We start from the raw sequence: 23,739 nt of genomic DNA, 5'->3' as shown, positions 1-23,739 counted from the left end.
GGTATCCGGGTGGCCACTGTTCACGTATGCCGCACACCTTTACCCTTGATCGACATGGCACCCACACCGCCCGGCAACCACAGCACACGCATTCACGTGGTCAGCGACGTGCACGGCAACGTGCGCGACCTGGCCCGCGCCGGAGAAGGCGCGGACGCGCTGATCTGTCTGGGCGACCTGGTGCTGTTCCTGGACTACGCCGACCACTCCCGCGGCATCTTCCCCGACCTCTTCGGCGAGGCGAACGCCGACCTCATCGTCGAACTGCGCACCGCCCGCCGCTTCGAGGAGGCCCGCGAACTCGGCGCCCGGCTGTGGGGCGGCATCGGCGGCGACCGGGCCGCACTGATCGAGCAGGCGGTCCGCAAACAGTACGGCGAGCTGTTCGCGGCGTTCCCGACCCCGACGTACGCGACCTACGGCAACGTCGACATGCCGCAACTGTGGCCGGAGTTCGCCGGACCGGGCACCACCGTCCTGGACGGCGAGCGGGTGGAGATCGGCGGCCGGGTCTTCGGCTTCGTGGGCGGCGGCCTGCGCACACCCATGCGCACCCCGTACGAGATCAGCGACGAGGAGTACGCGGCGAAGATCGAGGCCGTCGGCGAGGTCGACGTACTGTGCACCCACATCCCGCCCGAGGTCCCGGAACTCGTCTACGACACCGTGGCGCGCCGCTTCGAACGCGGCAGCCGCGCCCTGCTGGACGCCATCCGCCGCACCCGCCCCCGGTACTCGCTCTTCGGCCACGTCCACCAGCCGCTCGCCCCCCGGATGCGGATCGGGGCGACCGAATGCGTCAACGTCGGGCACTTCGCGGGCAGCGGGAAGCCATGGGCGCTGGAGTGGTGACGGGCCATACGGCGGCGGCGACCTGGACTCCGGGTGACGGCGGCCGGCCGGGCGCGCGGTAGCCTTCACGCTGCACCCACGTACACGCCGCACACGTACGCGCTGCACCCACGAACACGCTGCACACGCACCGGCCCGCACGTACCGGCCCGCATCTGGAGGAGCCACCGCGATGGCGGAACACACCAGCTCGAGCATCACGATCGAGGCGGCACCGGCCGACGTCATGGCGGTGATCGCCGACTTCGCCCGCTACCCGGACTGGACCGGAGAGGTGAAGCAGGCCGAGGTCCTCGCGACCGACGGGCAGGGCCGCGCCGAACAGGTCCGCCTGGTCATGGACGCCGGCGCCATCAAGGACGACCAGGTCCTCGGCTACACCTGGACCGGCGATTACGAGGTGTCCTGGACGCTCGTGAAGTCCCAGATGCTGCGCCAGCTCGACGGCTCCTACCTCCTCAAGTCGGCCGGCGCGGGCGCGACCGTCGTCACCTACCAGCTCACCGTGGACGTCAAGATCCCCATGCTGGGCATGATCAAGCGCAAGGCGGAGAAGGTCATCATCGACCGGGCGCTCGCGGGCCTGAAGAAGCGCGTGGAGTCGGGGGATCCCGGGGAGAAGTAAGGCGGGGAGAAGCACGGCAAGGCCCCACCCCTCCTCGGTTACGGTTCCCCCTCATGCGCACCCTCCTGATCACCGGCCCCGGCGGCAGCGGCCGTACGACAGTCGCCGCCGCCACCGCGCACCACGCGGCCGCCGGAGGCACCCGCACCCTCGTGCTCAGCGCCGACCGCGCCGACACCCTCGGCGCGGCACTCGGGACGCCCACCGGGGCGCGCCCCGTAAGGGTCACCCCGTACCTCACCGCCTGGCGCCCCGACGCCACGGCCGGCTTCCGGGACGACCTGACCGCCTTCCAGGACCGCGCCACCACCGTCCTCGACCTGCTCGGCGCCTCCCGGCTCGACCCCGAGGAGGTCACCCCCCTCCCCGGCGCCGAGGAACTCACCCTCCTGCGCGCCCTGCGCGACGCGGCCCTCTCCGAGACGCACGACCTCCTCGTCGTCGACCTGCCGCCCGTCGCCCAGGCCCTCGCCCTGCTGGCCCTCCCCGAGGAACTGCGCCGCTACCTGCGCCGCCTGCTCCCACCCGAACGGCAGGCCGCCCGCGCCCTGCGCCCCATGCTCGGCCGCCTCGCCGGCGTCCCGATGCCCGCCGAGTGGCTCTACGAGACGACCGCCCGCTGGGACCTGGAACTGGCCGCCGTCGAAGCCGTCCTCGCCGACCGCGACACCGCCGTACGCCTCGTCGCCGAGCCCGGACCGGCCGGCGCCGACGCCGTCCGCGACGCCCGCCTCGGCCTCGCCCTGCGCGCCCTGCCCGTCGAGTCCCTCGTCGCCAACCGCGTCCTGCCCGAGACGGCCGGCGACGACGGCCCGCTCGGCCGGCTCGTCACCCAGCAGCACAAGGCCCTGGGGGAGTGGGGCGAGAGCGCGCGCCCCGTCGCCCACCTCGGCCACGACCCCCGCGGCGCCGACGACCTCACCGGCCTCGCGGTGCCCGCCGTCAACCCGGCCACCTCCCCGGTCGAGTGGCCCGTCGCCGACCGGCTCGCGCAGGACGGCGTGCTCGTCTGGCGCCTCCCGCTGCCCGGCGCCGTCCGCGACGAGCTCGACCTCGTCCGCCGCGGCGACGAACTCGTCGTCACCGCCGGCCCGTTCCGCCGCATCGTCGCGCTGCCCTCCGCCCTGCGCCGCTGCACCGTCGACGGCGCCGCCCTGCGCGACGGCGAGCTGTGCGTACGGTTCGCACCCGACCCCGGGCTGTGGCCGCAGCCGCGCTGACGCGCGCACGATGAACGACGTACCGCCGTTCGGGTAACGTCGTAGAGACGAGCCGTGAGCAGGCGGCGTCCACCGGGACCCGCCTGGAGTCGTCAGGAGTCCGTCATGAGCGAAGAGCGCCCCACGCCCGACGCCGCCGGGGAGCCCGCCGGGACAGAGCCCGTCGACGACGCGCCCCGCGCGAGCGACGCCGACGCCTGGGCCACCGCCACCGCCGAGGACCTGGCGGCGGAGCAGGCCCGCCGCCGCGAGCGGCACGGCCCGCCCCCGGGCTCGGCCGCCGAGGAACTGCGCAGGCTCGTCGACGCGGTCGGCGAGAAACTGTCGTCGATCCAGTCCCCGCTGCTCGGGGCGGTCGCCGGGCCGGCCGCCCAGCAGGTGGTCCGGCAGGTCGTCCAGCAGGCGAAGGCCGCCGTGGACCCCGTCATCGAGCGCAACCCGGACGTCTTCGACCATCTCGCGGCCGCCGGCACCGAGCTCCTCGCCGCCTACCGCTCCGCCGTCCAGACCCAGGAACGACGCTGGACGACCGGCGCCGACGACCCGCGCGAGGACCCCCGCCGCCCGGGCCGCGACGGCGGCGACGACACCGGTCCCGGCCAGCGCATCGACCTGGATTGAGGCCCTCCAGCGGCAGGGCCTCGGGTACGGTTGGCCGTAGCGGGGCTCGACCGAAACTGAGGGATTCATGGGACTCACCATCGGCGTCGACATCGGCGGTACGAAGATCGCGGCCGGTGTGGTCGACGAGGAAGGCAACATCCTCTCGACCCACAAGGTGCCGACCCCGGGCACGCCCGAGAGCATCGTGGACGCCATCGCCTCCGCCGTCGAGGGCGCCCGCGCCGGACACGAGATCGTCGGCGTCGGCATCGGCGCCGCCGGCTACGTCAACCGCCAGCGCTCCACGGTCTACTTCGCCCCCAACATCGACTGGCGCAACGAGCCGCTCCAGGAGAAGGTCCAGGCCCGCGTCGGCCTCCCGGTCGTGGTCGAGAACGACGCCAACGCCGCCGCGTGGGGCGAGTACAAGTTCGGCGCGGGCAAGGGCCACCGCAACGTCATCTGCATCACCCTCGGCACCGGCCTCGGCGGCGGCATCATCATCGGCAACAAGCTGCGCCGCGGCCACTTCGGCGTCGCCGCCGAGTTCGGCCACATCCGCATGGTGCCGGACGGCCTGCTGTGCGGCTGCGGCTCGCAGGGCTGCTGGGAGCAGTACGCCTCCGGCCGCGCCCTCGTGCGCTACGCCAAGCAGCGCGCCAACGCCACCCCGGAGAACGCCGAACTCCTCCTCGGCCTGGGCGACGGCAGCCCCGAGGGCATCGAGGGCAAGCACATCTCGATGGCCGCCCGCCAGGGCGACCCGGTCGCCGTCGACTCCTACCGCGAGCTGGCCCGCTGGGCCGGCGCCGGCCTCGCCGACCTGGCCTCCCTCTTCGACCCGTCCGCCTTCATCGTCGGCGGCGGTCTCTCCGACGAGGGCGAACTGGTCCTGGACCCGATCCGCAAGTCCTACAAACGCTGGCTGGTAGGCGGCAACTGGCGCCCGGTCGCCGAGGTCATCGCCGCCCAACTCGGCAACGAGGCGGGCCTGGTGGGCGCGGCGGACCTGGCAAGGGAACCCGACCCCATCATGTGACGTTCACTGCGTCTACCCAGGGGCGCGGGGCTCTATCCATGTGCGGCTCCGCCGCGTGGGCGCGACCAGCCACGACGAACCGGCACTCGCGCACAAAACCCCCGCGCCCCACCCCAACAGGCGTAAATTGACCACCATGCCGCCGCTCCCCAACTCCCGCACCGAGTCCGACGGTTCGGCCGTCATCCGGGTCCTCACCTACAACATCCGCTCGATGCGGGACGACACCGACGCCCTCGCCCGTGTCATCACCGCCTGCGCCCCCGACCTGGTCCTCCTCCAGGAATCCCCCCTCTTCTTCCGCTGGCGCAAGAAACTGGCCCGCCTCGCCTCAGCCACCGGCCAGGTGATCCTCACCGGTGGCGGCACAGCGGCCGGCCCCGCGATCCTCTGCTCGCTGAGGGCGACCGTCGAACGTACCGAGGACGTCCTCCTGCCCCTCACCCCCGGCGAGTTCCGCCGCGGCCTGGCCACCGCCGTCGTCCGCTTCGCGGGCACCCGCCTGGGCGTCGTCGCCTGCCACCTCAGCCTCGACCGCGAGGAGCGCTACGACCAGGGCGGCATGCTCCTCGACCGGCTCGCAGGGATGGGCGTGGAGCACGCGGTGGTGGGCGGCGACATCAACGAGAAACCGCAGGGCCGCACCTTCGCCCGTCTGGCAGCCGACCTCCAGGACTGCCGCACGGCCGCCCCCTGGGGCACCGAGCACACGTTCCCGTCCACCGGGCCGAAGCGCCGTATCGACGGAATCTTCGCGACGAAGGGCGTGGAGGTACTGGGCTGCGGCGTGCCGAACGAGCTCCCGGGAGTCACCGAACACGACCTGAGGGCGGCCACGGACCACCTCCCGGTCCTCGCCGCCCTCAGAATCCCCGCAAGCTGACAATCCGCGTCAGACGACGGCTCCCCGCCCCGGCCCCTCTTCGTCCTCGTCGTCCGGCCGCATCCGCGCCACCAGGGTGGCGAACCCGCCGAGGAAGCCGCCGATGCAGACGGTCGACAGCCACCACGTCATCTCCCAGCCCAGCAGCACCGCGGCCAGCAGCAGCACCGGCCCGCCGAGCACCCCGAGCCAGGCGAACTTGGCCGTGGTGTCGGCGGCGGGCAGCGGCGGCGGCTCCGGCGGGACGAAGTGCCCCTCGTCGTCCTCGTCGAAGTCCTCCTCCGCCTGCTCGGGAGCCGTGTAGTCGCGCGGGCCGACGCCCGGTGCGAAGGAGATCGAGCTGCCCAGCGGCTTGGCCGGTTTCTTCTCCTCGGCGGGGTCCTGCTCGGGCTCTTTGCCGGATTCCGGCCCGGCTTCCGGTCCGGCCTCCGGCCCCGGGTCCGCCCCGGACGACCCCTCGTCGTTCGTCCCGACCTCGAGGAGCGCCAGGTCCTCGACCGACTTGAACGGCTTCGCGCCCGGCGGGTCCACCGGCTCCTCGCCGTACCCCGCGACGATCGCCGCCCACGCGGCGGCCTCGTCGAAGGGCACGCTCTGCTCCTCCGGCTCGCGGCCCGTACGGGCATCCAGACCGTCGCGGCCGTCGAGGCCGTCCCGGCCGTCCCGCTCGTCCCGGTTCTCCCGGTCCTCGCGGTCGGAGTCGTGCTCAGCCACCTACGGCCGTCCCTTCCTTGCCGACACTGGGCGCGATCCGGGCGATGAACGCGTAGCTCTCCTCGAAGATCCGGTCCGCATCGTGGTCCAACGTTGCCACGTGGTAGCTCTGTTCCAGCAGGATCTCGGTCACGTCCGTCGACGACACCCGGCTGAGGACCCGGGCCGGGTCGGCCGCCGGCACGACATGGTCCCGCACGCTGCGCAGCACCAGCAGCGGCTGGGTGACCTGTGGCAACTCGGCGTCGACCAGCCGCAGGAAGGTCCGCAGGGAGTGGGCAGAGTGCAGCGGCACCCGGTCGTACCCGATCTCGAAGACGCCGTCCTTCGCGATGTCGCTCGCGATCCCCTTCGTCGACCGGACGACATGACGGGCCACCGGAAGGGCGTACGCCGACAGCCCGTGCACCTTGTTCGCCGGGTTGACGACGATGACGCCCTCGACCCCGCCCAAGCCCGCGCCCCCGCCCTCGCCGTGCTTCGCGGCCAGCCGCAGGGCCAGCGTGCCGCCCATCGACAGACCGGCCACGAACACGCGCGCGCAACGGGCGCGCAGGGCGCGCAGCTCGCGGTCCACCTCCGCGTACCAGTCCTGCCAGCCGGTGACCGCCATGTCCTGCCAGTGCGTGCCGTGCCCCGGCAGCAGGGGCAGTGAGACGGTCAGCCCCCGCCCGGCCAGATGGCGCGCCCAGGGGCGCAGCGACTGCGGGGAGGCGGTGAAGCCGTGGCAGAGGAGGACCCCGACCTCCCCGCCCTCATGGCGGTACGGCTCGGCTCCAGGAAGGACCGGCAACTTCGGTCTCCTGTTCTTCGTCTGTTCTTCGTGGGAGGGACGTGTGCTTCACCGTACGCGACCCCACTGACACCGACCAGGGTCGTCGGAGCCATTGCCGACACTCCGGGATATGGTCTGATGACACACACAGGAGGCACTCGCTTGTTGTACGGCGCGATGAAGGTCGCTATCGGGGGACCGCTGAAGGTCACCTTCCGGCCCTGGGTGGAAGGCCTCGAGCACATCCCCGCCGAGGGCCCCGCGATCCTGGCGAGCAACCACCTGTCGTTCTCCGACTCGTTCTTCCTGCCCGCGATCCTCGACCGCAAGGTCACCTTCATCGCGAAGGCCGAGTACTTCACCACGCCCGGTGTGAAAGGCCGGCTGACGGCGGCCTTCTTCAAGGGCGTCGGCCAGCTCCCGGTGGACCGCTCGGGCGCGCGCGGGGCCGGCGAGGCCGCCATCAAGAGCGGCATCGACGTGCTGGAGCGCGGCGAGCTGTTCGGCATCTACCCGGAGGGCACCCGCTCGCCCGACGGCCGCCTCTACCGCGGCAAACCGGGCGGCCTCGCGCGCGTGGCGCTCGCCACCGGCGCGCCCGTGATCCCGGTCGCCATGATCGACACGGAGAAGATCCAGCCCCCCGGGCAGGTCATGCCGAAGCTCATGCGGCCCGGCATCCGCATCGGCAAGCCGCTGGACTTCAGCCGCTACCAGGGCATGGACCACGACCGCTTCGTCCTGCGCGCGGTGACCGACGAGGTCATGTACGAGATCATGAAGCTCTCCGGCCAGGAGTACGTCGACATCTACGCGACCGCCGCCAAGCGGCAGATCGCGGACGCGGCGAAGGCCGACCGGGAAGCGGAGAAGGCCGCGAAGGCGGCGCTCGCGCAGGCCGAGAAGGACCAGGCCAAGAAGGAAATGGAAGAAGCCGAAGCGGCGGCCGAGGCAGCGGCACAAGAAGAGGCAGAAGCAGAAGAAGCAGAGACAGAAGGCAGAGAAGCCCAGTAGTCGGCGCTCCGGGGGCGGGCAGGCTGGCGGGCGGGGGGACTGGGCGGATGGCCAGGCGCGAGAGAGTCATGAGGATGTCGGTCGAGCTGCCGCTGTGGCGCGCGCTCGCCGGCTACCGGCTGCTGACGATGCTGTACGCGCTCGGCCTGTTCGCCGCCGTCCACGAGAACTTCGACCGGCCCGGCATCGCCCTCGCCTACTTCGCCGTCCTCTTCGTCTGGACGCTCGCCACCCTGCCCCGGGTGCAGAACGCGGCAGCCTGCACGAAACGATTCCTCGCCGTCGACCTCACCGTCGCGCTCACCGGCATCGTCCTCACCCCGCTGGTCGTCAAGGACGGCTTCATCGACCACGGCGGGCCCACCCTGCCGTCGATATGGACGGCCGGGCCGGTCCTCGCGTTCGCCATCAAGGGCGGCTGGCGGTGGGCCGCGTTCGCCTCCACGCCGGTCGCCGTCGCCAACCTGATCGAGCGCGGCCACCCGGCCCGCGACACCGTCCACAACGTGGTCCTCGTCTGGGTCGCCTCCATCGCCATCGGCTACGTCGTCGAGGTCGCCCGCGCCTCCGAGCGCACCCTCGCCCGCGCCCTGGAGATCGAGGCCACCACCCGGGAACGCGAGCGCCTCGCCCGGGACATCCACGACGGCGTGCTCCAGGTGCTGGCCATGGTGCAGCGGCGCGGCGCGGTCCTGGGCGGCGAGGCGGCCGAGCTGGGCCGCCTCGCCGGTGAACAGGAGGTCGCGCTGCGCACCCTGGTCTCCGGCGGGCTCGTACCGGTCTCCCGGGTGTCGGAGGACGAGGCCGAGGGGGCCGTCGTACGCGTCGTCGACGAGGACACCGGGGACGACGCGGACGCCCCCGCCGACCTGCGCGCGCTGCTCGCCCCCTTCGCCGCCGCCCGTGTCAACCTCGCCGAGCCCGGCGCCCCGGTGCTGCTGCCCGGGCCCGCCGCGCGGGAGCTGGCCGCCGCCGTCGGGGCCGCCCTGGACAACGTACGCAGGCACGCGGGGCCGGACGCGCGGGCCTGGATCCTGGTCGAGGACGAGCCCGGCGAGGTGATCGTCACCGTCCGGGACGACGGGCCCGGCATCCCGGAGGGGCGGCTCGCGCAGGCCGAGGGCGAGGGGCGGCTCGGGGTCGCCCAGTCGATCCGGGGCCGGCTGCGCGACCTCGGCGGCAGCGCCGAGCTGATCTCGACCCCGGGCCAGGGCACGGAGGTCGAACTGACGGTGCCGAAGGAGCAGAAGGCGGGACGGCGATGAACGAGACGAACGAAGAGACGCGCACGGAACGCGCGGAACCCGGCGACCGGTGCCCGATCAGGGTCATGGTGGTCGACGACCACCCCATGTGGCGGGACGCGGTCGCCCGGGACCTCGCCGAGTCCGGGTTGGACGTGGTCGCCACCGCGGGCGACGGCGAGCAGGCCGTACGCCGTGCCAAGGCCACCATGCCCGACGTCCTCGTACTGGACCTGAACCTGCCCGCGAAGCCGGGTGTCCAGGTGTGCAAGGAGGTCGTCGCCGCCGACCCCACGCTGCGGGTCCTGGTGCTGTCGGCGAGCGGTGAGCACGCCGACGTGCTGGAGGCGGTGAAGTCGGGCGCGACCGGCTATCTGCTGAAGTCGGCGTCCACGGAGGAGCTGTTGGACGCGGTGCGCCGGACGGCCGTCGGCGACCCGGTGTTCACCCCGGGCCTGGCCGGACTGGTCCTCGGCGAGTACCGCCGGCTGGCCTCCGACCCCGGCCCCGCCACCGGCGGCGGCGACGCGTCCGACGCGCCCCGGCTCACCGACCGCGAGACCGAGGTGCTGCGGCTGGTCGCCAAGGGCCTCAGCTACAAGCAGATCGCCGAACGCCTCGTCATCTCCCACCGCACGGTCCAGAACCACGTCCAGAACACCCTCGGCAAGCTGCAACTGCACAACAGGGTGGAACTGGTCCGGTACGCCATCGAACGAGGCCTCGACGACGAGTGAGACGCGCGTCACACTGACACTGCGTCGGTCAACCGCGGTGAGGGGACACGTCCATGCGCGTCGGAGTACTGACCGGTGGCGGGGACTGCCCCGGCCTCAACGCCGTCATCCGGGCCGTCGTCCGCAAGGGCGTGCAGGAGTACGGCCATGAGTTCACCGGGTTCCGGGACGGCTGGCGGGGTCTCCTGGACGGCCGGTCGGTCCCCCTCGGCATCCCGGCCGTGCGCGGCATCCTGCCCCGGGGCGGCACCATCATCGGCTCCTCGCGGACCAACCCGCTGAAGGAGCGGGACGGCGTCGCCCGTATCAGGCGGACCCTGTCGGGGCAGCGGATCGAGGCGCTCATCACGATCGGCGGCGAGGACACCCTCGGCGTCGCCGCCCGCCTCTCCGACGACCACGGCGTCCCCTGCGTCGGCGTCCCGAAGACCATCGACAACGACCTCTCCGCCACCGACTACACCTTCGGCTTCGACACCGCCGTCGGCATCGCCACCGAGGCCATCGACCGGCTGCACACCACCGCCGAGTCCCATATGCGGGTCCTGGTCGTCGAGGTGATGGGCCGGCACGCCGGCTGGATCGCCCTGCACTCGGGCCTGGCCGGCGGCGCCAACGTCATCCTCATCCCCGAGCAGCGCTTCGACGTCGACCAGGTCTGCGCCTGGGTGACCTCCCGCTTCCGCTCCTCCTACGCGCCGATCGTGGTCGTCGCCGAGGGCGCGATGCCGAAGGACGGCGAGGCGGTCCTGAAGGACGGCTCGCTGGACTCCTTCGGACACGTCCGGCTGTCCGGCGTCGGCGAGTGGCTCGCCAAGGAGATCGAACGCCGGACCGGGAACGAGGCCCGTACGACGGTCCTCGGCCACGTCCAGCGCGGCGGCACCCCGAGCGCCTTCGACCGCTGGCTCGCCACCCGGTTCGGCCTGCACGCCATCGACGCCGTCCACGAGGGCGACTTCGGCACGATGGTCGCCCTGCGCGGCACGGACATCGTCCGCGTACCGATCGCACAGGCGACGGCCCGTCTGAAGACCGTGAACCCGCAACTGTACGCGGAGGCAGGGGTGTTCTTCGGCTAGCGGCGGACCGGTCAGAGGGCGACAGCACCCCCGCCGCCCCGCCCCGTGCCCTCTATGCTGACCGCCAGGGATCGCTGCCACAGGGACGGGAGACCCGGCCGGTCCCCGACCAGGAGCGGTCCGCCCCCGCCCGGCACCGGAGGGGGCGGAATCATTGGCACTCACGTCCGAGCAATGGGGCGTCAGGCTTCGTGACCGGCGCGCGCAACTGGGGCTGAGCCAGCACCAGCTCGCCGAACGGGCCGGGATCAGTACGCGCAGCATCCGCGAGATCGAACGCGGGCGCGCGCCGTCCCCCCACAGCCGTTCGCTGCTGCGGCTGATCGCGGCCCTGGGGCTGGAAGCCGACCCGACGGAAACCGACGAGGTGCCAGGCGACGCGGACCTGCTGCGGGTCGGGGTGCTCGGTCCGCTGATGCTGCGGGTGGCGGGACAGACCGCGGAGGTCGGGGCGGCCAAAGCACGAGACCTGCTCGGCCTGCTGGCCCTTCAGCCGGGACTGTCCGTCGGACAGGACGAGATCATCGACGCCCTGTGGGAGGGCCGCCCGCCCGCCAGTTGCCTGAACCTGGTCCATACGTACATCGCCCGCCTGCGCCGCATCCTCGCCCCGGCGCACGAGCCCGCGCAGGCCGGGCAGGCGTCGGACGGGGTGCTGCGCCGCACCCGGACCGGCTATCTGCTGCACCTCGCGCAAGGCCAGTCGGACGCCGCCGAGTTCACCGAACTGGCGGCGCGGGCCGTCGCCGACGCCCCGGACGAGGCGTTCCGGCAGTCCGGCGCGGGGCTGCGGCTGTGGCGGGGCGCCGTCCTGTGCGACGCGTCGCCCCAGGTACGCGAGCACCCGTCGGCGGTGGCGCTGACCCGGCTGCGGATGTCCCTCGTCCAGGCGTACGCGGACGGGGCGCTGGCGCTGGGCCGGCCGGCGGACGCCCTCCCCGAACTCCAGAAGGCCGCGGACCTGGACCCGCTGCACGAAGGCGTCCACGCCCGCACGATGCTCGCGCTGGCGGCCTCGGGCCAACAGGCCGCCGCCCTGGCCCTGTTCGCGCGGTTGCGGACCCGCCTGGACGACCAACTCGGAGTCACCCCCGGGCCGGAGGTGACGGAAGCCCACTTACGCGTCTTACGGATGGACCTGCCACGCCCGGCGGTCACCGCGTCGGCGACCTCGCTCACACCGCCCGCCCTGCTGCCGTACGACCTGCCCTACTTCACCGGCCGCGACGAGCAACTGACCCGCCTGGACGCGCTGCGCCCCGGACCCGGCACCGGAATCTGCGCGCTCACCGGCGCCGCGGGCGTCGGCAAGACCGCCCTGGCGGTGCACTGGGCACACCGGGCCCGCGACCACTTCCCGGACGGCCAGCTCTTCGTGGACCTGCGCGGGTACTCGCCGGAGGCGGCACCGCTGCGCCCCGTCGAGGCACTGGTCCGGTTCCTGCTGGCACTGGGCGTGGCGAGCGAGCGGATACCCGGCACGCCCGAGGCCGCCGCCGACCTGTACCGGACCCTGACCGCCGGGCGGCGCATGCTGGTCGTCCTGGACAACGCGGTCGATGTGGACCAGGTCCGGCCGCTGCTGCCCGGGGGCCCCGGCTGCCTGGTGCTGGTCACCAGCCGCGACCGGCTGGCGGGACTGGCCGTCCGCGACGGCGCGCACCGCCTCCCGGTGGACGTGTTCGGGGCCGAGGAGTCCCGGCTGCTGCTGGTCCGCACGCTCGGCAGGGCACGCGTCGAGGCGGAGCCGGAAGCCGCCGCCGAACTCGCCGACGCCTGCGGCCATCTCCCGCTGGCCCTGCGGATCTCCGCCGCCAACCTGGACCACGCGCCCCGGCGCGCCCTGCGGGACCAGGCCGACGAACTGTGCGAAGGGGACCGGCTGGGGCTGCTGTCCGTGGCCGGGGACGACGAGTCCGCGGTGCGGACCGCCTTCAGCCTCTCCTACCACGCGCTGCCCGCGCCGGTCCGCCGACTGTTCCGGCTGCTGGCCCTGGTGCCCGGACCCGACATCGGGGTCGCGGCCGCCGCCGTCCTCACCTGCACCGCTTCGCGCGAGGCCGCCCGGCTGCTGGAACAGCTCAGCGCCGCCCACCTGATCCGCGAACACCGGCGCGGCCGCTACCGCTGCCACGACCTGCTGATGCTGTACGCGGCCGAGCGACTGCGGCTGGAGGAGCCCGACACGGCACGCGAAGCCGCGTCCGCCCGGCTGTACGCGTGGCTGCTGGCCGCCGTGAACCGCTGCGCGCGACTGCTCTACCCCGGCGCCCAGCGCATGCCCGGCGCGGACGACGAACCCGGCGAGGCCCCCGCGCCCCTCGTCCCGCTGCCCGACCTGGCCGACGCCTCGGCCGCCGCGCGCTGGCTGGACGTCGAACTGCCGGGCCTCGCCGCGGTCGTCCACCGGGCCGCCGCCGAGGGCCATCCGGCCGCCTGGCAGCTCGCCGACGGGCTGCGCGGCTGTCTGTGGACCCAGAAGTACACCGTCGACTGGCTCGCGGTCGGCGAAGCCGCCCTGACAGCCGCCCGGCAGGCCGGCCGGCCGCTCGCCGAGGCCGCCATGCACAACCTCCTGGGCGACGCCCACCACCAGCAGGGGCGCCCGGACTCCTCGATCGCCCACTACGAACAACTGCTGAGGCTGGCCGAGGCCGCCGACTGGGTGGACGGCGCGGCAACAGCCCACAACAACATCAGCATCGTCGCCCAGAACAGCGGCCGGCTGCGGCTCGCCGCCGAGCACCTCGACCACGCCATGACACTCGACCAGCGCAACGGCCTGCCGCACGGGCACCCCTCGGTGCTCGTCAACCTCGGGCACACCCTGCGCGACCTGGGCCGCCTGCGCGAAGCGCTGGACTGCTACCGCAGGGCGGAGAAACTCCTTCCGACGATGGGCTCACAGGTCGTCCAGGTGCTCAACGCGGCCGATCTCGCGGAACTGCACCACCTGCTCGGCGAGCCGGCGCAGACGCGGCGACGGCTGGAGAACCTGCTGCCGCTGGCCCACGAGGTGGGCTATCAGGACCTCGAGTCGCTCACCCTGCGGCTGGCCGCCCGCGTCCGGTGCGACACCGGGGATCTGGCGGGCGCCCTGGAAGCGGTCCGGGCCGCCGCCGTCCTCGGCGAGGAGGACGGCGACGGCACCGGCCGCACCCACACCCGACTCGATCTCGGCGGGGTCCTGCTGGCCGTCGGCCGCCGGGAAGAGGCGGCCGCGGCTTTTGAAGAGGCGCTGGCAGCGGCCCGCACGAGCGGCGCCCGCAACATCGAGGCGCGCGCCCTGCTCGGGCTGGCCTCCGTCACCTTCCCCACCGACCGCAAGCTGGCCACCGCCGCGCTGGAGCTGGCCAGGTCTTCCGAATACCGCCTGGTGGAGAACGAGGCGCTGACGGTGCTCGCCCGCTGCGAACTGGAGCACGGGAAGCCGGCCGGCGCCGTCGAGTACGCCCGCCAGGCACTCGCGGCCCACCGTGAGACCGGCTACCGCAAGGGGCAGGCCGAGGCCCTGGACATCCTCGGCCGGGCCACCGCCGCGACCGCCGACGCCGATCCGGTGCCGTACTGGTCGCAGGCCCTGGCGATCCTCGACGCCCTCGGCGCTCCGGAGGCCACGGCCCTACGACACCGGATCGCCGGGCAGGGGTGACGCACCCTCAGACGGGAGATCTCAGCAGGCCGGACGGCCTGCGAGAGCCGAGATCAACGTCAGGAGTAGCAGTTCAGACTGGACGAGGAGTCGCCGTCGGGAGCGACCGAGGACGACGACCCCGGGTACATCGTCCAGAGCCGGTTGCCGCCCTTGTCGATGTCGTCCCAGACGTCGACGATGTAGTCGGAGTTGTTCACCCAGGACGAGGCCGTGTCGTTGAACCCGTACTCCGGAAGGTTGATGACCCGGCCCGCGCCGCACAGCGCCGAGGTCCCCTTCCAACTGACCATGCGGCCGCCGAAGTCGATGTCCTGCCACAGGCAGAACCGGTCGCTGCCGCACGCGTCCTCGCCCGCCGTACCGGCCAGCCGCAGCGTGACGGCGCCCTTGTCCCAGGAGACGGAGGACTTGCCGGTCTGGACGGCGGCCGGGTCCTTGGCCAGGATGCCGTCGATCTGCTGCTGAACCGTGGGCCGTGCGGTCGCGGGCGTGGTCGCGGGCGCGGCATCGGCGGCGCCGGCGCCGCCGAGCAGTGCCAGTCCGGTTCCGGCCGCGGTGAGAAGAGCGGTCAGGGCGTATCGCATTCCGTGTACCTCCGTGGTGTGGTGCGGGGCGTTCGTACCTGTGCCGGTCCGCTGCGGTCCCGGGCCCGCAGCGCTGTTCGACACCCCGGACTTTAGGAAGCGCCCTGTTGCCGGTGCTGGAGTCTCCCTGTACCTGCCGCCCACGCCGCCTACCCCTCCTGACCTGCGGAATCGCCGCTCATCGAGCCCGGCGACGCATCAGGACCGGCAAGAACCGGCAACCGACCGGCAACACCCGGCCGCAGCGCCCCCAGCAACTCCCGCACGATCACCGCCCCGTTCAGCGTCAGCACCGACTCCGGATGGAACTGCACGCCCGCGAAGCCGGGCCCCCGCACCGCGTGCACCTCCCCGTTCGCGGCACGGCTCACCTCCACCCCGTGCGCGGCCAGCTCCCGCAGCGCCTCGTCGTCGCAGTGCGCCACGAAGCTGTTGTAGAACCCGACGGTCTCCGCCCGCCCGAACAACTCCACGGCCGTCTGCGCCCCTTGATACGGCACCTCCTTCCGTACGATGTCCAGGCCCAGCTCCGCCGCGATCAGCTCGTGCCCGAGGCAGACCCCGAGGACGCCGTACCGGTGCTCCCGCAGGATCAGCGCGGTCAGCTCCCGCAGGAACCGCATCTTCGGGTCGGCCGGATCGGCCGGGTCACCGGGCCCGGGTCCCAGCACGACCGGCCCCGCGTGCCCGAGCACCGCCGCCCGCAGCCCGGGTTCGTCGAAGCGCCGCACGCTCACCTCCAGCCCGCTCGACCGCAGCACGTGCGCGAGCATCGCCGTGAAGGTGTCCTCGCCGTCGACGACCAGCGCGTGCCCGGTCAGTTCCGCCGTCGGCTCCTGCATCCGCAGCCAGAACGGCGCGAGCGACGCCCGGCGCCCGTCCAGCGCGGCCCGCACCCGGGGGTCGTCGGCCAGCCTGGGGCGCGTGTCCTGCGCACGGGGCCGAGGCGGCCGTACGCCCAGAGCCGCCAGCACCCCCGCCGCCTTCGCGTGGGTCTCCGCGACCTCGCCCGCCGGGTCCGAGCCCCGCACCAGCGTGGCGCCGACCGGCACCCGCAGCCGCCCGGCCGCGTCGATGTCGGCGGTGCGGATGAGGATGGGGGAGTCGAGGGTCTGCGCCCCGCCGCTGTCCCGGCCGAGCAGCGCCAGTGCCCCCGCGTAGTAGCCGCGCCCGCCGGCCTCGTGCCGCTCGATGACCCGGCAGGCGTTCTGCACCGGCGAGCCGGTGACGGTCGCCGCGAACATCGTCTCCTTCAGGACCTCCCGCACGTCCAGCGAGGACTTCCCGCGCAGCTCGTACTCGGTGTGCGCGAGATGCGCCATCTCCTTCAGCCGGGGGCCGACCACCACCCCGCCCCGGTCGCCGACGGTGCACATCATCTTGAGCTCCTCGTCGACGACCATCGACAGCTCCTCGATCTCCTTGCCGTCGGCGAGGAAGCCGAGCAGATGCTCCGGCGTCGGCCCCTGCGCCGGATACCGGTACGTCCCGCTGATCGGGTTCATGACGACCGTGCCGCCCGACATCCGCACATGGACCTCGGGGCTGGCCCCGACCAGCGTCCGGTCCCCGGTGTGCACGACGAACGTCCAGTACGCGCCCCGCTCGCCCACCAGCAGCCGCCGGAACAGCGCGAGGGCGTCGGCCCGGCCGAAACCGTCGATCGTCCCCTCGTAGGTCCGCCGGATCACGAAGTTCGCGCCCTCGCCCCGCCCGATCTCGTCCCGCAGCACCCGCCCGACGATCTCCGCGTACTCCTCGTCGCCCACGTCGAAGCCGCCGCCCCTGACCTGGACGTCGTGCACGGGGAGCTGCGCGAGGGCGTCGGCGAGCGGGATCTCGTAGCGCTCCTCGGGGGTGAGGAAGGCCAGCGGTGTGCCGTCGTCGCGGACGTCGAAGCCGCGCTCGCGGAGCTGCCGGAACGGGACGAGCGCCAGGCCCTCGCCGGGGAGGTCGGCGAGCCGGTCGTGGCTGCCGACCGGGCCGATCATGACCTCGATCAGGTCGTGGTCGCGGCCCGGGGCGCGACGGCGCAACAGGGCGAAGGGACGGTCGTCGTGCGAGAGCTGTGCCAGGTCCATGGTTCCTCTTCCGTCGGTGGTGAGCGGTGTGAGGAACGGCCCGGTGCTGGAGAACAGCGAAGGCCGCCCCTCGGGGCGGCCTTCGCGAAGTCGTGTCTACGCGCAGTCAGTGGGCCGCCGGATGAGCGGTCCACCACCAGTTCTGGATCGGGTTCTGGGTCGAAAGCGCGAACATGAGCCGCACCCTATCCCACACGCATCTGAGCGGGTGGGCGTCTCACCTGTCGAGCCGTGCCAAAACGACTCGACACGACCCCGTAATGTTGACTCCGTGACCGTGAACGCTAAGACCAGCGCGAGCGCTGGCAACACCTGGCGAGACCTGCCCGCGGCGCAGCAGCCCGAGTACCCCGACACCGAGGCTCTGCGCGCAGTGATCGCGGACCTCGAGTCGTATCCGCCGCTCGTCTTCGCGGGCGAGTGCGATCAGCTGCGCGCCCGGATGGCGGCCGTCGCCAAGGGAGAGGCGTTCCTCCTCCAGGGCGGCGACTGCGCGGAGGCCTTCGACGCGGTGTCCGCCGACCAGATCCGCAACAAGCTGAAGACGCTGCTCCAGATGGGCGCCGTGCTCACGTACGCCGCGTCCGTGCCGGTCGTCAAGGTCGGTCGGATCGCCGGGCAGTACTCCAAGCCGCGCTCCAAGGGCACCGAGACCCGCGACGGAGTGACGCTGCCGACGTACCGGGGCGACTCGGTCAACGGCTTCGAGTTCAACGAGGCGGCCCGCATCCCGGACCCCGAGCGCCTGAAGCGGATGTACAACGCGTCCGCCTCCACGCTCAACCTGGTCCGCGCCTTCGCCACCGGCGGTTACGCCGACCTGCGCCAGGTGCACGCCTGGAACCAGGACTTCGTGAAGTCGTCCCCCTCCGGCCAGCGCTACGAGCAGCTCGCCCGCGAGATCGACCAGGCACTGCACTTCATGCACGCCTGCGGGGTCGACCCGGAGGAGTTCAAGACCGTCGAGTTCTACTCCTCGCACGAGGCGCTGCTCCTCGACTACGAGTCCGCCCTGACCCGGGTCGACTCCCGCACCGGGAAGCTGTACGACGTCTCGGCGCACATGGTGTGGATCGGTGAGCGCACCCGGCAGTTGGACCACGCGCACATCGAGTTCGCCTCGAAGATCCGCAACCCGGTCGGCATCAAGCTCGGCCCGACGACCACGGCCGAGGAGGCGCTGCAGTACATCGAGCGCCTCGACCCGGACCGGGAGCCGGGCCGACTGACCTTCATCGTCCGCATGGGCGCCGACAAGGTCCGCGACAAGCTGCCCGAGCTGGTCGAGAAGGTCACCGCCTCCGGCGCGACCGTCGCCTGGATCACCGACCCGATGCACGGCAACACCTACGAGGCGGCCTCCGGTCACAAGACCCGCCGTTTCGACGACGTGCTCGACGAGGTCAAGGGCTTCTTCGAGGTCCACAAGGCCCTCGGCACCCACCCGGGCGGCATCCACGTCGAGCTGACCGGCGACGACGTCACCGAGTGCGTGGGCGGCGGCGACGAGATCTTCGTCGACGACCTCCACCAGCGCTACGAGACGGCCTGCGACCCGCGCCTGAACCGCAGCCAGTCGCTCGACCTGGCGTTCCTCGTCGCGGAGATGTACCGCGACCAGTAGCCACCGGCAGTCACACGGCAGTCACCCGGCGCTTGCCCGGACATGGAGTGGGGCGCGGATCACATACGATCCGCGCCCCACTCCACTTTTGTGCCCTCCGGACGCCGGGTAAGGTTAGGTTAGCCTTATTGATCTCGGCGGGAGGTGAATCCGCGTGTACGTCTGCAGTTGCTTCGGTGTGACCGAGGCGCAGGTCCAGCGGCACGCGGCGGACGGAGCCTGCACGCCCCGCCAGATCGCCTCCGCCTGCAAGGCCGGCACCGACTGCGGCTCGTGCGTCCGCCGGATCCAGGCGATCCTCGGCCGGGGCGCCTGCCCGCGCCGCGACCTGGCCGACCGCGGCGAACCGGTCCTCGCCGAGCTGGCCGAGCGCGCGGAGCGCACGGAACTCGGGGAAGCCGCGTAGCCGTTTCGAAGGCGGCCGGCTCTGCGGCTGCTAGCTCTCCGGCTGCTCGATGAGCTGCGCGAGGTAGAGCGCCTCGCCGAGCTTCTCCACCAGTTCCAGTTGGGTGTCGAGGTAGTCGATGTGGTGCTCCTCGTCCTCGAGGATCGACTCGAAGATGTTCGCCGACGTGATGTCACCCTTTTCGCGCATCACCTTGATGCCGCGCTTCAGGCGGTCGATCGCCTCGACCTCGACCAGCCGGTCGGCCTCGAACATCTCCTTGACGGTCTGCCCCACGCGCACATGGAAGAGCCGCTGGTAGTTCGGCAGCCCGTCCAGGAATAGGATCCGGTCGGTGAGCACCTCCGCGTGCTTCATCTCGTCGAACGACTCGTGCCGCGTGTACTTCGCGAGCTTCGTCCAGCCGAAGTTCTCCTGCATCTTGGCGTGGAGGAAGTACTGGTTGATCGCGGTGAGCTCGCCGGTGAGCTGCTCGTTGAGGAACTCGATGACCTCGGGGTCGCCCTGCATCGCAGAGGCTCCTTCCACGTCGGGGGTCGGGGGAGGTTGCCGCCGCATGATTGCACCGGTGCCGAAGATCGTCCAGTAAGTGCGTACTAAGTAAGTTAGTGCATGCTTGGAAGCACTTGTCCGATTCGACGCATGATCGGCACATCGTTGGCACATGGTCGATATTCGGCCGGTCGTGGCTGGTCGTGGCCGGTCATGTGCACCGTCCGGGGTCTGTCAGGATGGGAGCCATGGGTCGTCCGGTGGAGTGCGCGTCTGGGGAGGAAGCGGTGTCCGAGCTTCCGCCGGGGCAGCGACTGCAGCGGGGCTGGCCGGTCACGCACTACGGTCCGGTGCCCAGGTTCCGGCCGGAGCGCTGGGATTTCAGGGTCTTCGGCGCCACCGCCGACGGCGAGAAGCGCTGCTGGAACCACGAGGAGTTCACGGCCCTTCCGTACACGTCCGTCATGGCCGATCTGCACTGCGTGACGAAGTTCAGCATGCTCGGCGCCGAGTGGGGCGGGATCAAGGCCCGGACCATTCTGGAGTGCGCGCCACCTGCCGCGAACGTCACCCATGTGATGGTGTGGGCCGAGTACGGGTTCAGCTCCAACCTGCGCCTGTCCGACTTCGCCGCCGAGCGCACGATCTTCGCCACCCACAAGGACGGCGAACTCCTCACCGCCGAACACGGCTTCCCGCTCCGCCTGGTCGTCCCCCACCTCTACGCCTGGAAGGGCCCCAAGTGGGTGCGCGGCATCGAGTACATGACCGCCGACCGCCGAGGCTTCTGGGAGGAACGCGGCTACCACAACGTAGGCGACCCCTGGAAGGAACAGCGCTACTCCTACCAGGAGGCCCCGGGGGACGGGCCGGAACTCTGACCTGCGCGACCTCGGGTGCCGGTAGGCTCGGTGCCGGATGCTGCGACAACCGTGCAAGGAGCCCCGATGGCAGTCTTCAACGTGATCTTCTCGGAGGCCGCGGCGCGCGTGCGTGACAGCCTCCCGGACGACCGCCGTGAGCTGCTCCAGCGTGGCCTCGCCATAGTCTCCACGGACCCCCGCACCAAGATCTCGTCGCCCATTTCCGGTGACGAGAACACCCGCTCCCTCGCGCTGACCCACAGCATGGCCATCGAGTACGTCATCAGCGACGGCCTGCTGATCGTGCTCGTGGTGCACATCGTCGACACGTCCCAGGTGCTGTTCGAGAACGAGGACTGACCGGCGGCTCAGTCGTCCCGTAGTTTCTTCAGGCGGGCCACGTCTGCTGTGTGGCCCTCCTTGCCGCCGGGGGTTTCGATGATCAGGGGGACGCCCGCGGTCGCCGGGTGGGTCATCAGGGCGCGGAAGGGGTCCTCGCCGATGTGGCCGGCGCCGATGTTCTCGTGGCGGTCCTTGTGGGCGCCGACCACGTCCTTGGAGTCGTTGGCGTGGATCAGCTTCAGGCGGCCCTCGCCGACCGTGTCCACCAGCAGGTCCAGGGTCTGGTGCATGCCGGACGGGCCGGTCAGGTCGTGCCCGGCGGCGAAGATGTGACAGGTGTCGAGGCAGACGCCCAGCTTGGGATGGGCGTCCAGCGCCTCGAAGTACGGCCCGAAGTCCCAGGTCCGCGAGCAGAGCGAGGCACCCTGGCCGGCCGTGGACTCCAGCAGCAGGAACGGGTCGTCGTCGTGGGTCAGCTCGTCCAGCAGCGGCAGCAGATACGCGCGCACCTGTTGCAGCGCCACGGACCGCTCCCGCCCGCCCGTCGCGCTCCCCGTGTGCACGACCACCCCCAGCGCGCCGATCTCCCGCCCCCGGCGCAGCGAGTGCCGCAGCGACTCCACCGACTTCTCGGCCGTGGCCTCGGTGTGCGAGCCGAAGTTGATCAGGTACGGCGCGTGCACGTACGCCGGCATCGAGCGCGCCGCGCACGCCTCCCGGAACGCCTCGTCCTGCCGCGGGTTGCCGACCGGTGTGGCCCAGCCGCGCGGGTTGGCGACGAACACCTGGACCGTCTCGGCCCGGAGTTCGTCCGCGTACGACATGCCCACGTCGTGCAGGCCGCCGGCCACGGGGACATGGCCGCCGACGGGGTTGCGGGAGGGGAAGGGGGCTTCAGGACTCACCCCGTCAGGGTGTCATGCCCGGTCGCCCCGCCGGTCACCGGATGGTGATGGTGATCGTCGACCCCTTGGGGGCCGTGCCGCCCGCCTTCACGGACTGGCTCTTCACCGTGTCGCCGAACAGCCCGAGCAGCCCGCGGTCCTCCTTGACCTCGAACCCGGACTGTTCGAGGAGCGACTTGGCGTCGTCGACGCTCGCCCCCACCACGTCCGGGACCTCGACCATCTCCGGCCCCTTGGACAGCGTCAGCGTCACCGTGTCGCCGTCGGCGGCCTCGCCGCCCTTCGCCGGGGACTGCGCCGCGACCTGCCCCTTGTCGAATTCGGAGGTGACCTCGTCGGCGGAGACCGTCACCTTCAGACCGGCCTTCTCCAGCTCGGCCTTGGCGGCGTCCAGGTCCTGGCCCGTGACGTCCGGGACCTCGATCGGGCTGCCCTTGCTGACGACGATCGAGACCGCCGTGCCCGCGCGGCGCTGGCTGCCCGCCGCCGGGTCGGTGCTGATCACGAAGCCCTTGATGACGTCCTCGCTGAACGCCTCGGTGACCAGGCCCGGTTCCAGTCCGTCCGTCTTCAGCAGCGCCTCGGCCTTGTCCAGCCGGGAGCCCCGCACGTCCGGCACCTTCACGATCTCCGGGCCGCGCGAGACGGTGAGCGTCACCGAGTCGTGCTTGCGGATCCGGGCGCCCGGCCCGGGGTCGGTGTCGATGACCGTGCCGCGCTTCGCGGTGTCGCTGTACTCGCGGTCGACCTTGCCGACCTCGATCCCGGCCGCCTCCAGCCGCTTCCTGGCCTCGGCCTCCTTCTGCGTCAGCACCGCCGGGACCCTCGTGAACTGCCCGGAGTTGATGTACCAGACGCCCGCGCCGACCCCCAGCACCAGCAGCACGACGGTGACGATCGCGACCACCCCGCGCCGGGGCCGCCCCAGCGAACGGCCCAGCGAACGGCGCCGGGGAGGCAGCGGCGGCGGATTCTGGAACCGGGAGGTCCGGTTGAGGCCGGCCGCCGCGTCGTACCGGTCCTCCGGCTCGTCCTCGTCGACGGGCAGCGGGCGCGGCACGGTCAGCGAGCGCGGGATCACGCTCGTGCGGTCCTCGGCGTTGTCGTGCCCGGCGGCGACGGCCTGCGGCGGCAGCGCGTCCAACTGCTCCTCGGTGAGCGGCGCGCGCGCCTCCCGCACCTGCCCGAGCAGCGCGACCGCGTCGTACGGCCGGACGTCACGCGTGCGGGCGGTGGCGGCGGCGACCAGCTCGTCCAGCTCGAACGGCAGCCCGGGGACGAGGGCCGACGGCGGCGGAACGTCGTCGTGCAGGTGCTTGTAGAGCACGATCGCGGGGGAGTCCCCGTCGTGCGGCTTCTCACCGGTGAGCATCTCGTAGAGCACGACCCCGCACGCGTACACGTCGACGCGGGGATCGGCGGTACCGGGCTGCTCGATCTGCTCCGGGGCGAGATAGGCGACGGTCCCGAGCACCGCCCCGGTGGTGCTGGTGACGGTGTCCACCGACCGCACCAGCCCGAAGTCGGCGACCTTGACCCGGCCGTCGTCCCCTATCAGCACGTTCTCGGGCTTCATGTCCCGGTGCACGAAACCGGCCCGGTGCGCGGCGCCGAGCGCGGCGAGCACCGGCTCCAGGATGTCGAGCGCGGCCCGCGGCTGGAGCGCCCCGCGCTCGCGCAGCACGTCACGCAGCGTGCAGCCGGCGATGTACTCCATGGCCAGATAGACGTACGACCCGTCCGCACCCTGGTCGAACACCTGTACGACATTGGGGTGGGCCAGGCGGGCGACGGACTTCGCCTCGCGGATGAACCGCTCGACGAACGAGCCGTCGGCGGCGAGCGCCGGATGCATCACTTTCAGCGCGAGCACGCGGTCGAGGCGGGTGTCCACGGCCCGGTAGACCGTGGCCATCCCGCCGACCGCGATCCGCGCCTCGACGCGATACCGGCCGTCGAGCACCTGCCCGACCAGAGGGTCCTGAAGGGTCGTGTCCAC

General features: G+C 72.1%; 23 protein-coding genes. 15 read left to right on the top strand and 8 right to left on the bottom strand.

What is annotated here, in order from left to right:
- The first annotated feature begins 96 nt into the window (after positions 1-96).
- From BMZ82_RS08190 to BMZ82_RS08165, 6 genes are all read left to right on the top strand, one after another.
- Positions 97-852, top strand: coding sequence for a metallophosphoesterase family protein (locus BMZ82_RS08190; protein WP_177244431.1), 756 nt, complete (start codon positions 97-99; stop codon positions 850-852).
- Between the two features lie 172 nt (positions 853-1,024).
- Positions 1,025-1,477 carry an SRPBCC family protein gene (locus tag BMZ82_RS08185; RefSeq protein WP_093773261.1) on the top strand — a complete coding sequence of 151 codons (453 nt, stop codon included), beginning with the start codon at positions 1,025-1,027 and terminating at the stop codon, positions 1,475-1,477.
- 53 nt (positions 1,478-1,530) lie between these two features.
- A complete protein-coding gene (locus BMZ82_RS08180) occupies positions 1,531-2,697 on the top strand; it encodes an ArsA family ATPase (RefSeq protein ID WP_093773260.1) in 1,167 nt (388 codons plus the stop codon).
- Positions 2,698-2,802: 105 nt separating this feature from the next.
- Complete coding sequence (locus tag BMZ82_RS08175; RefSeq protein ID WP_093773258.1) at positions 2,803-3,318, top strand: DUF5304 domain-containing protein; 516 nt, start codon at positions 2,803-2,805, stop codon at positions 3,316-3,318.
- Between the two features lie 67 nt (positions 3,319-3,385).
- On the top strand, positions 3,386-4,339 hold the full coding sequence (locus BMZ82_RS08170) for an ROK family glucokinase (protein ID WP_093773256.1): 954 nt from the start codon (positions 3,386-3,388) through the stop codon (positions 4,337-4,339).
- A 136-nt stretch (positions 4,340-4,475) separates the two neighbouring features.
- Positions 4,476-5,222, top strand: a complete 747-nt coding sequence (locus tag BMZ82_RS08165) for an endonuclease/exonuclease/phosphatase family protein (protein ID WP_093773254.1) — start codon at positions 4,476-4,478, stop codon at positions 5,220-5,222.
- Positions 5,223-5,231: 9 nt separating this feature from the next.
- Here BMZ82_RS08165 and BMZ82_RS08160 read toward each other — a convergent pair whose 3' ends face one another.
- Together BMZ82_RS08160 and BMZ82_RS08155 are read right to left on the bottom strand one after the other, a co-directional pair.
- Positions 5,232-5,936 carry a hypothetical protein gene (locus BMZ82_RS08160; protein ID WP_093773252.1) on the bottom strand — a complete coding sequence of 235 codons (705 nt, stop codon included), beginning with the start codon at positions 5,934-5,936 and terminating at the stop codon, positions 5,232-5,234.
- Entirely contained in the window at positions 5,929-6,729 is an 801-nt protein-coding gene (locus BMZ82_RS08155; RefSeq protein WP_093773250.1) for an alpha/beta hydrolase, read from the bottom strand. The genes BMZ82_RS08160 and BMZ82_RS08155 overlap by 8 nt, the downstream gene beginning before the upstream one ends.
- Positions 6,730-6,888: 159 nt before the next feature.
- Here BMZ82_RS08155 and BMZ82_RS08150 point away from each other — a divergent pair, with 159 nt between their 5' ends.
- The 5 genes from BMZ82_RS08150 to BMZ82_RS08130 all read left to right on the top strand — a co-directional run bounded on the left by BMZ82_RS08150 (position 6,889) and on the right by BMZ82_RS08130 (position 14,440).
- Positions 6,889-7,725 (top strand): lysophospholipid acyltransferase family protein, encoded by an 837-nt coding sequence (locus tag BMZ82_RS08150; RefSeq protein WP_093773440.1) that lies wholly within the window; start codon positions 6,889-6,891, stop codon positions 7,723-7,725.
- Between the two features lie 47 nt (positions 7,726-7,772).
- Positions 7,773-8,990 carry a MacS family sensor histidine kinase gene (macS, locus tag BMZ82_RS08145; protein WP_093773248.1) on the top strand — a complete coding sequence of 406 codons (1,218 nt, stop codon included), beginning with the start codon at positions 7,773-7,775 and terminating at the stop codon, positions 8,988-8,990.
- Positions 8,987-9,706, top strand: coding sequence for a response regulator (locus BMZ82_RS08140; RefSeq protein WP_093773246.1), 720 nt, complete (start codon positions 8,987-8,989; stop codon positions 9,704-9,706). The genes macS and BMZ82_RS08140 overlap by 4 nt, the downstream gene beginning before the upstream one ends.
- A gap of 53 nt (positions 9,707-9,759) precedes the next feature.
- Positions 9,760-10,788: a 6-phosphofructokinase gene (locus tag BMZ82_RS08135; protein WP_093773244.1), complete on the top strand. Its 1,029-nt coding sequence runs from the start codon at positions 9,760-9,762 to the stop codon at positions 10,786-10,788.
- 154 nt (positions 10,789-10,942) lie between these two features.
- A complete protein-coding gene (locus BMZ82_RS08130) occupies positions 10,943-14,440 on the top strand; it encodes a BTAD domain-containing putative transcriptional regulator (RefSeq protein WP_093773242.1) in 3,498 nt (1,165 codons plus the stop codon).
- Between the two features lie 59 nt (positions 14,441-14,499).
- Here BMZ82_RS08130 and BMZ82_RS08125 read toward each other — a convergent pair whose 3' ends face one another.
- From BMZ82_RS08125 to BMZ82_RS42650, 3 genes are all read right to left on the bottom strand, one after another.
- On the bottom strand, positions 14,500-15,027 hold the full coding sequence (locus BMZ82_RS08125) for a peptidase inhibitor family I36 protein (protein WP_093773240.1): 528 nt from the start codon (positions 15,025-15,027) through the stop codon (positions 14,500-14,502).
- Positions 15,028-15,176: 149 nt separating this feature from the next.
- Positions 15,177-17,108: an anthranilate synthase family protein gene (locus tag BMZ82_RS08120; protein ID WP_093773238.1), complete on the bottom strand. Its 1,932-nt coding sequence runs from the start codon at positions 17,106-17,108 to the stop codon at positions 15,177-15,179.
- Between the two features lie 106 nt (positions 17,109-17,214).
- Positions 17,215-17,283 carry a trp operon leader peptide gene (locus tag BMZ82_RS42650; RefSeq protein ID WP_371271174.1) on the bottom strand — a complete coding sequence of 23 codons (69 nt, stop codon included), beginning with the start codon at positions 17,281-17,283 and terminating at the stop codon, positions 17,215-17,217.
- Between the two features lie 96 nt (positions 17,284-17,379).
- On the opposite strand from BMZ82_RS42650, the gene BMZ82_RS08115 reads away from it, so the two are divergent.
- Both BMZ82_RS08115 and BMZ82_RS08110 read left to right on the top strand, forming a co-directional pair.
- On the top strand, positions 17,380-18,732 hold the full coding sequence (locus BMZ82_RS08115; protein ID WP_093773236.1) for a class II 3-deoxy-7-phosphoheptulonate synthase: 1,353 nt from the start codon (positions 17,380-17,382) through the stop codon (positions 18,730-18,732).
- Between the two features lie 154 nt (positions 18,733-18,886).
- Positions 18,887-19,138, top strand: a complete 252-nt coding sequence (locus BMZ82_RS08110) for a (2Fe-2S)-binding protein (RefSeq protein ID WP_093773234.1) — start codon at positions 18,887-18,889, stop codon at positions 19,136-19,138.
- Positions 19,139-19,168: 30 nt separating this feature from the next.
- Here BMZ82_RS08110 and bfr read toward each other — a convergent pair whose 3' ends face one another.
- Positions 19,169-19,648 carry a bacterioferritin gene (gene bfr, locus BMZ82_RS08105; RefSeq protein ID WP_093773232.1) on the bottom strand — a complete coding sequence of 160 codons (480 nt, stop codon included), beginning with the start codon at positions 19,646-19,648 and terminating at the stop codon, positions 19,169-19,171.
- Between the two features lie 230 nt (positions 19,649-19,878).
- Here bfr and BMZ82_RS08100 point away from each other — a divergent pair, with 230 nt between their 5' ends.
- Positions 19,879-20,511 carry a sulfite oxidase-like oxidoreductase gene (locus BMZ82_RS08100; protein ID WP_093773230.1) on the top strand — a complete coding sequence of 211 codons (633 nt, stop codon included), beginning with the start codon at positions 19,879-19,881 and terminating at the stop codon, positions 20,509-20,511.
- A gap of 66 nt (positions 20,512-20,577) precedes the next feature.
- Positions 20,578-20,853 (top strand): hypothetical protein, encoded by a 276-nt coding sequence (locus tag BMZ82_RS08095; protein ID WP_093773228.1) that lies wholly within the window; start codon positions 20,578-20,580, stop codon positions 20,851-20,853.
- 8 nt (positions 20,854-20,861) lie between these two features.
- Here the strand turns inward: BMZ82_RS08095 and BMZ82_RS08090 are convergent, their stop codons facing one another.
- Together BMZ82_RS08090 and pknB are read right to left on the bottom strand one after the other, a co-directional pair.
- Complete coding sequence (locus BMZ82_RS08090) at positions 20,862-21,740, bottom strand: deoxyribonuclease IV (protein WP_093773226.1); 879 nt, start codon at positions 21,738-21,740, stop codon at positions 20,862-20,864.
- Positions 21,741-21,774: 34 nt separating this feature from the next.
- Entirely contained in the window at positions 21,775-23,739 is a 1,965-nt protein-coding gene (gene pknB / locus BMZ82_RS08085; RefSeq protein ID WP_177244427.1) for a Stk1 family PASTA domain-containing Ser/Thr kinase, read from the bottom strand.

This window comes from Streptomyces sp. yr375, from assembly GCF_900110755.1.
GTDB lineage: Bacteria > Actinomycetota > Actinomycetes > Streptomycetales > Streptomycetaceae > Streptomyces.
The sequence above is the reverse complement of the archived record's forward strand: the minus strand, read 5'-3'. Positions and strand labels throughout refer to the sequence as shown.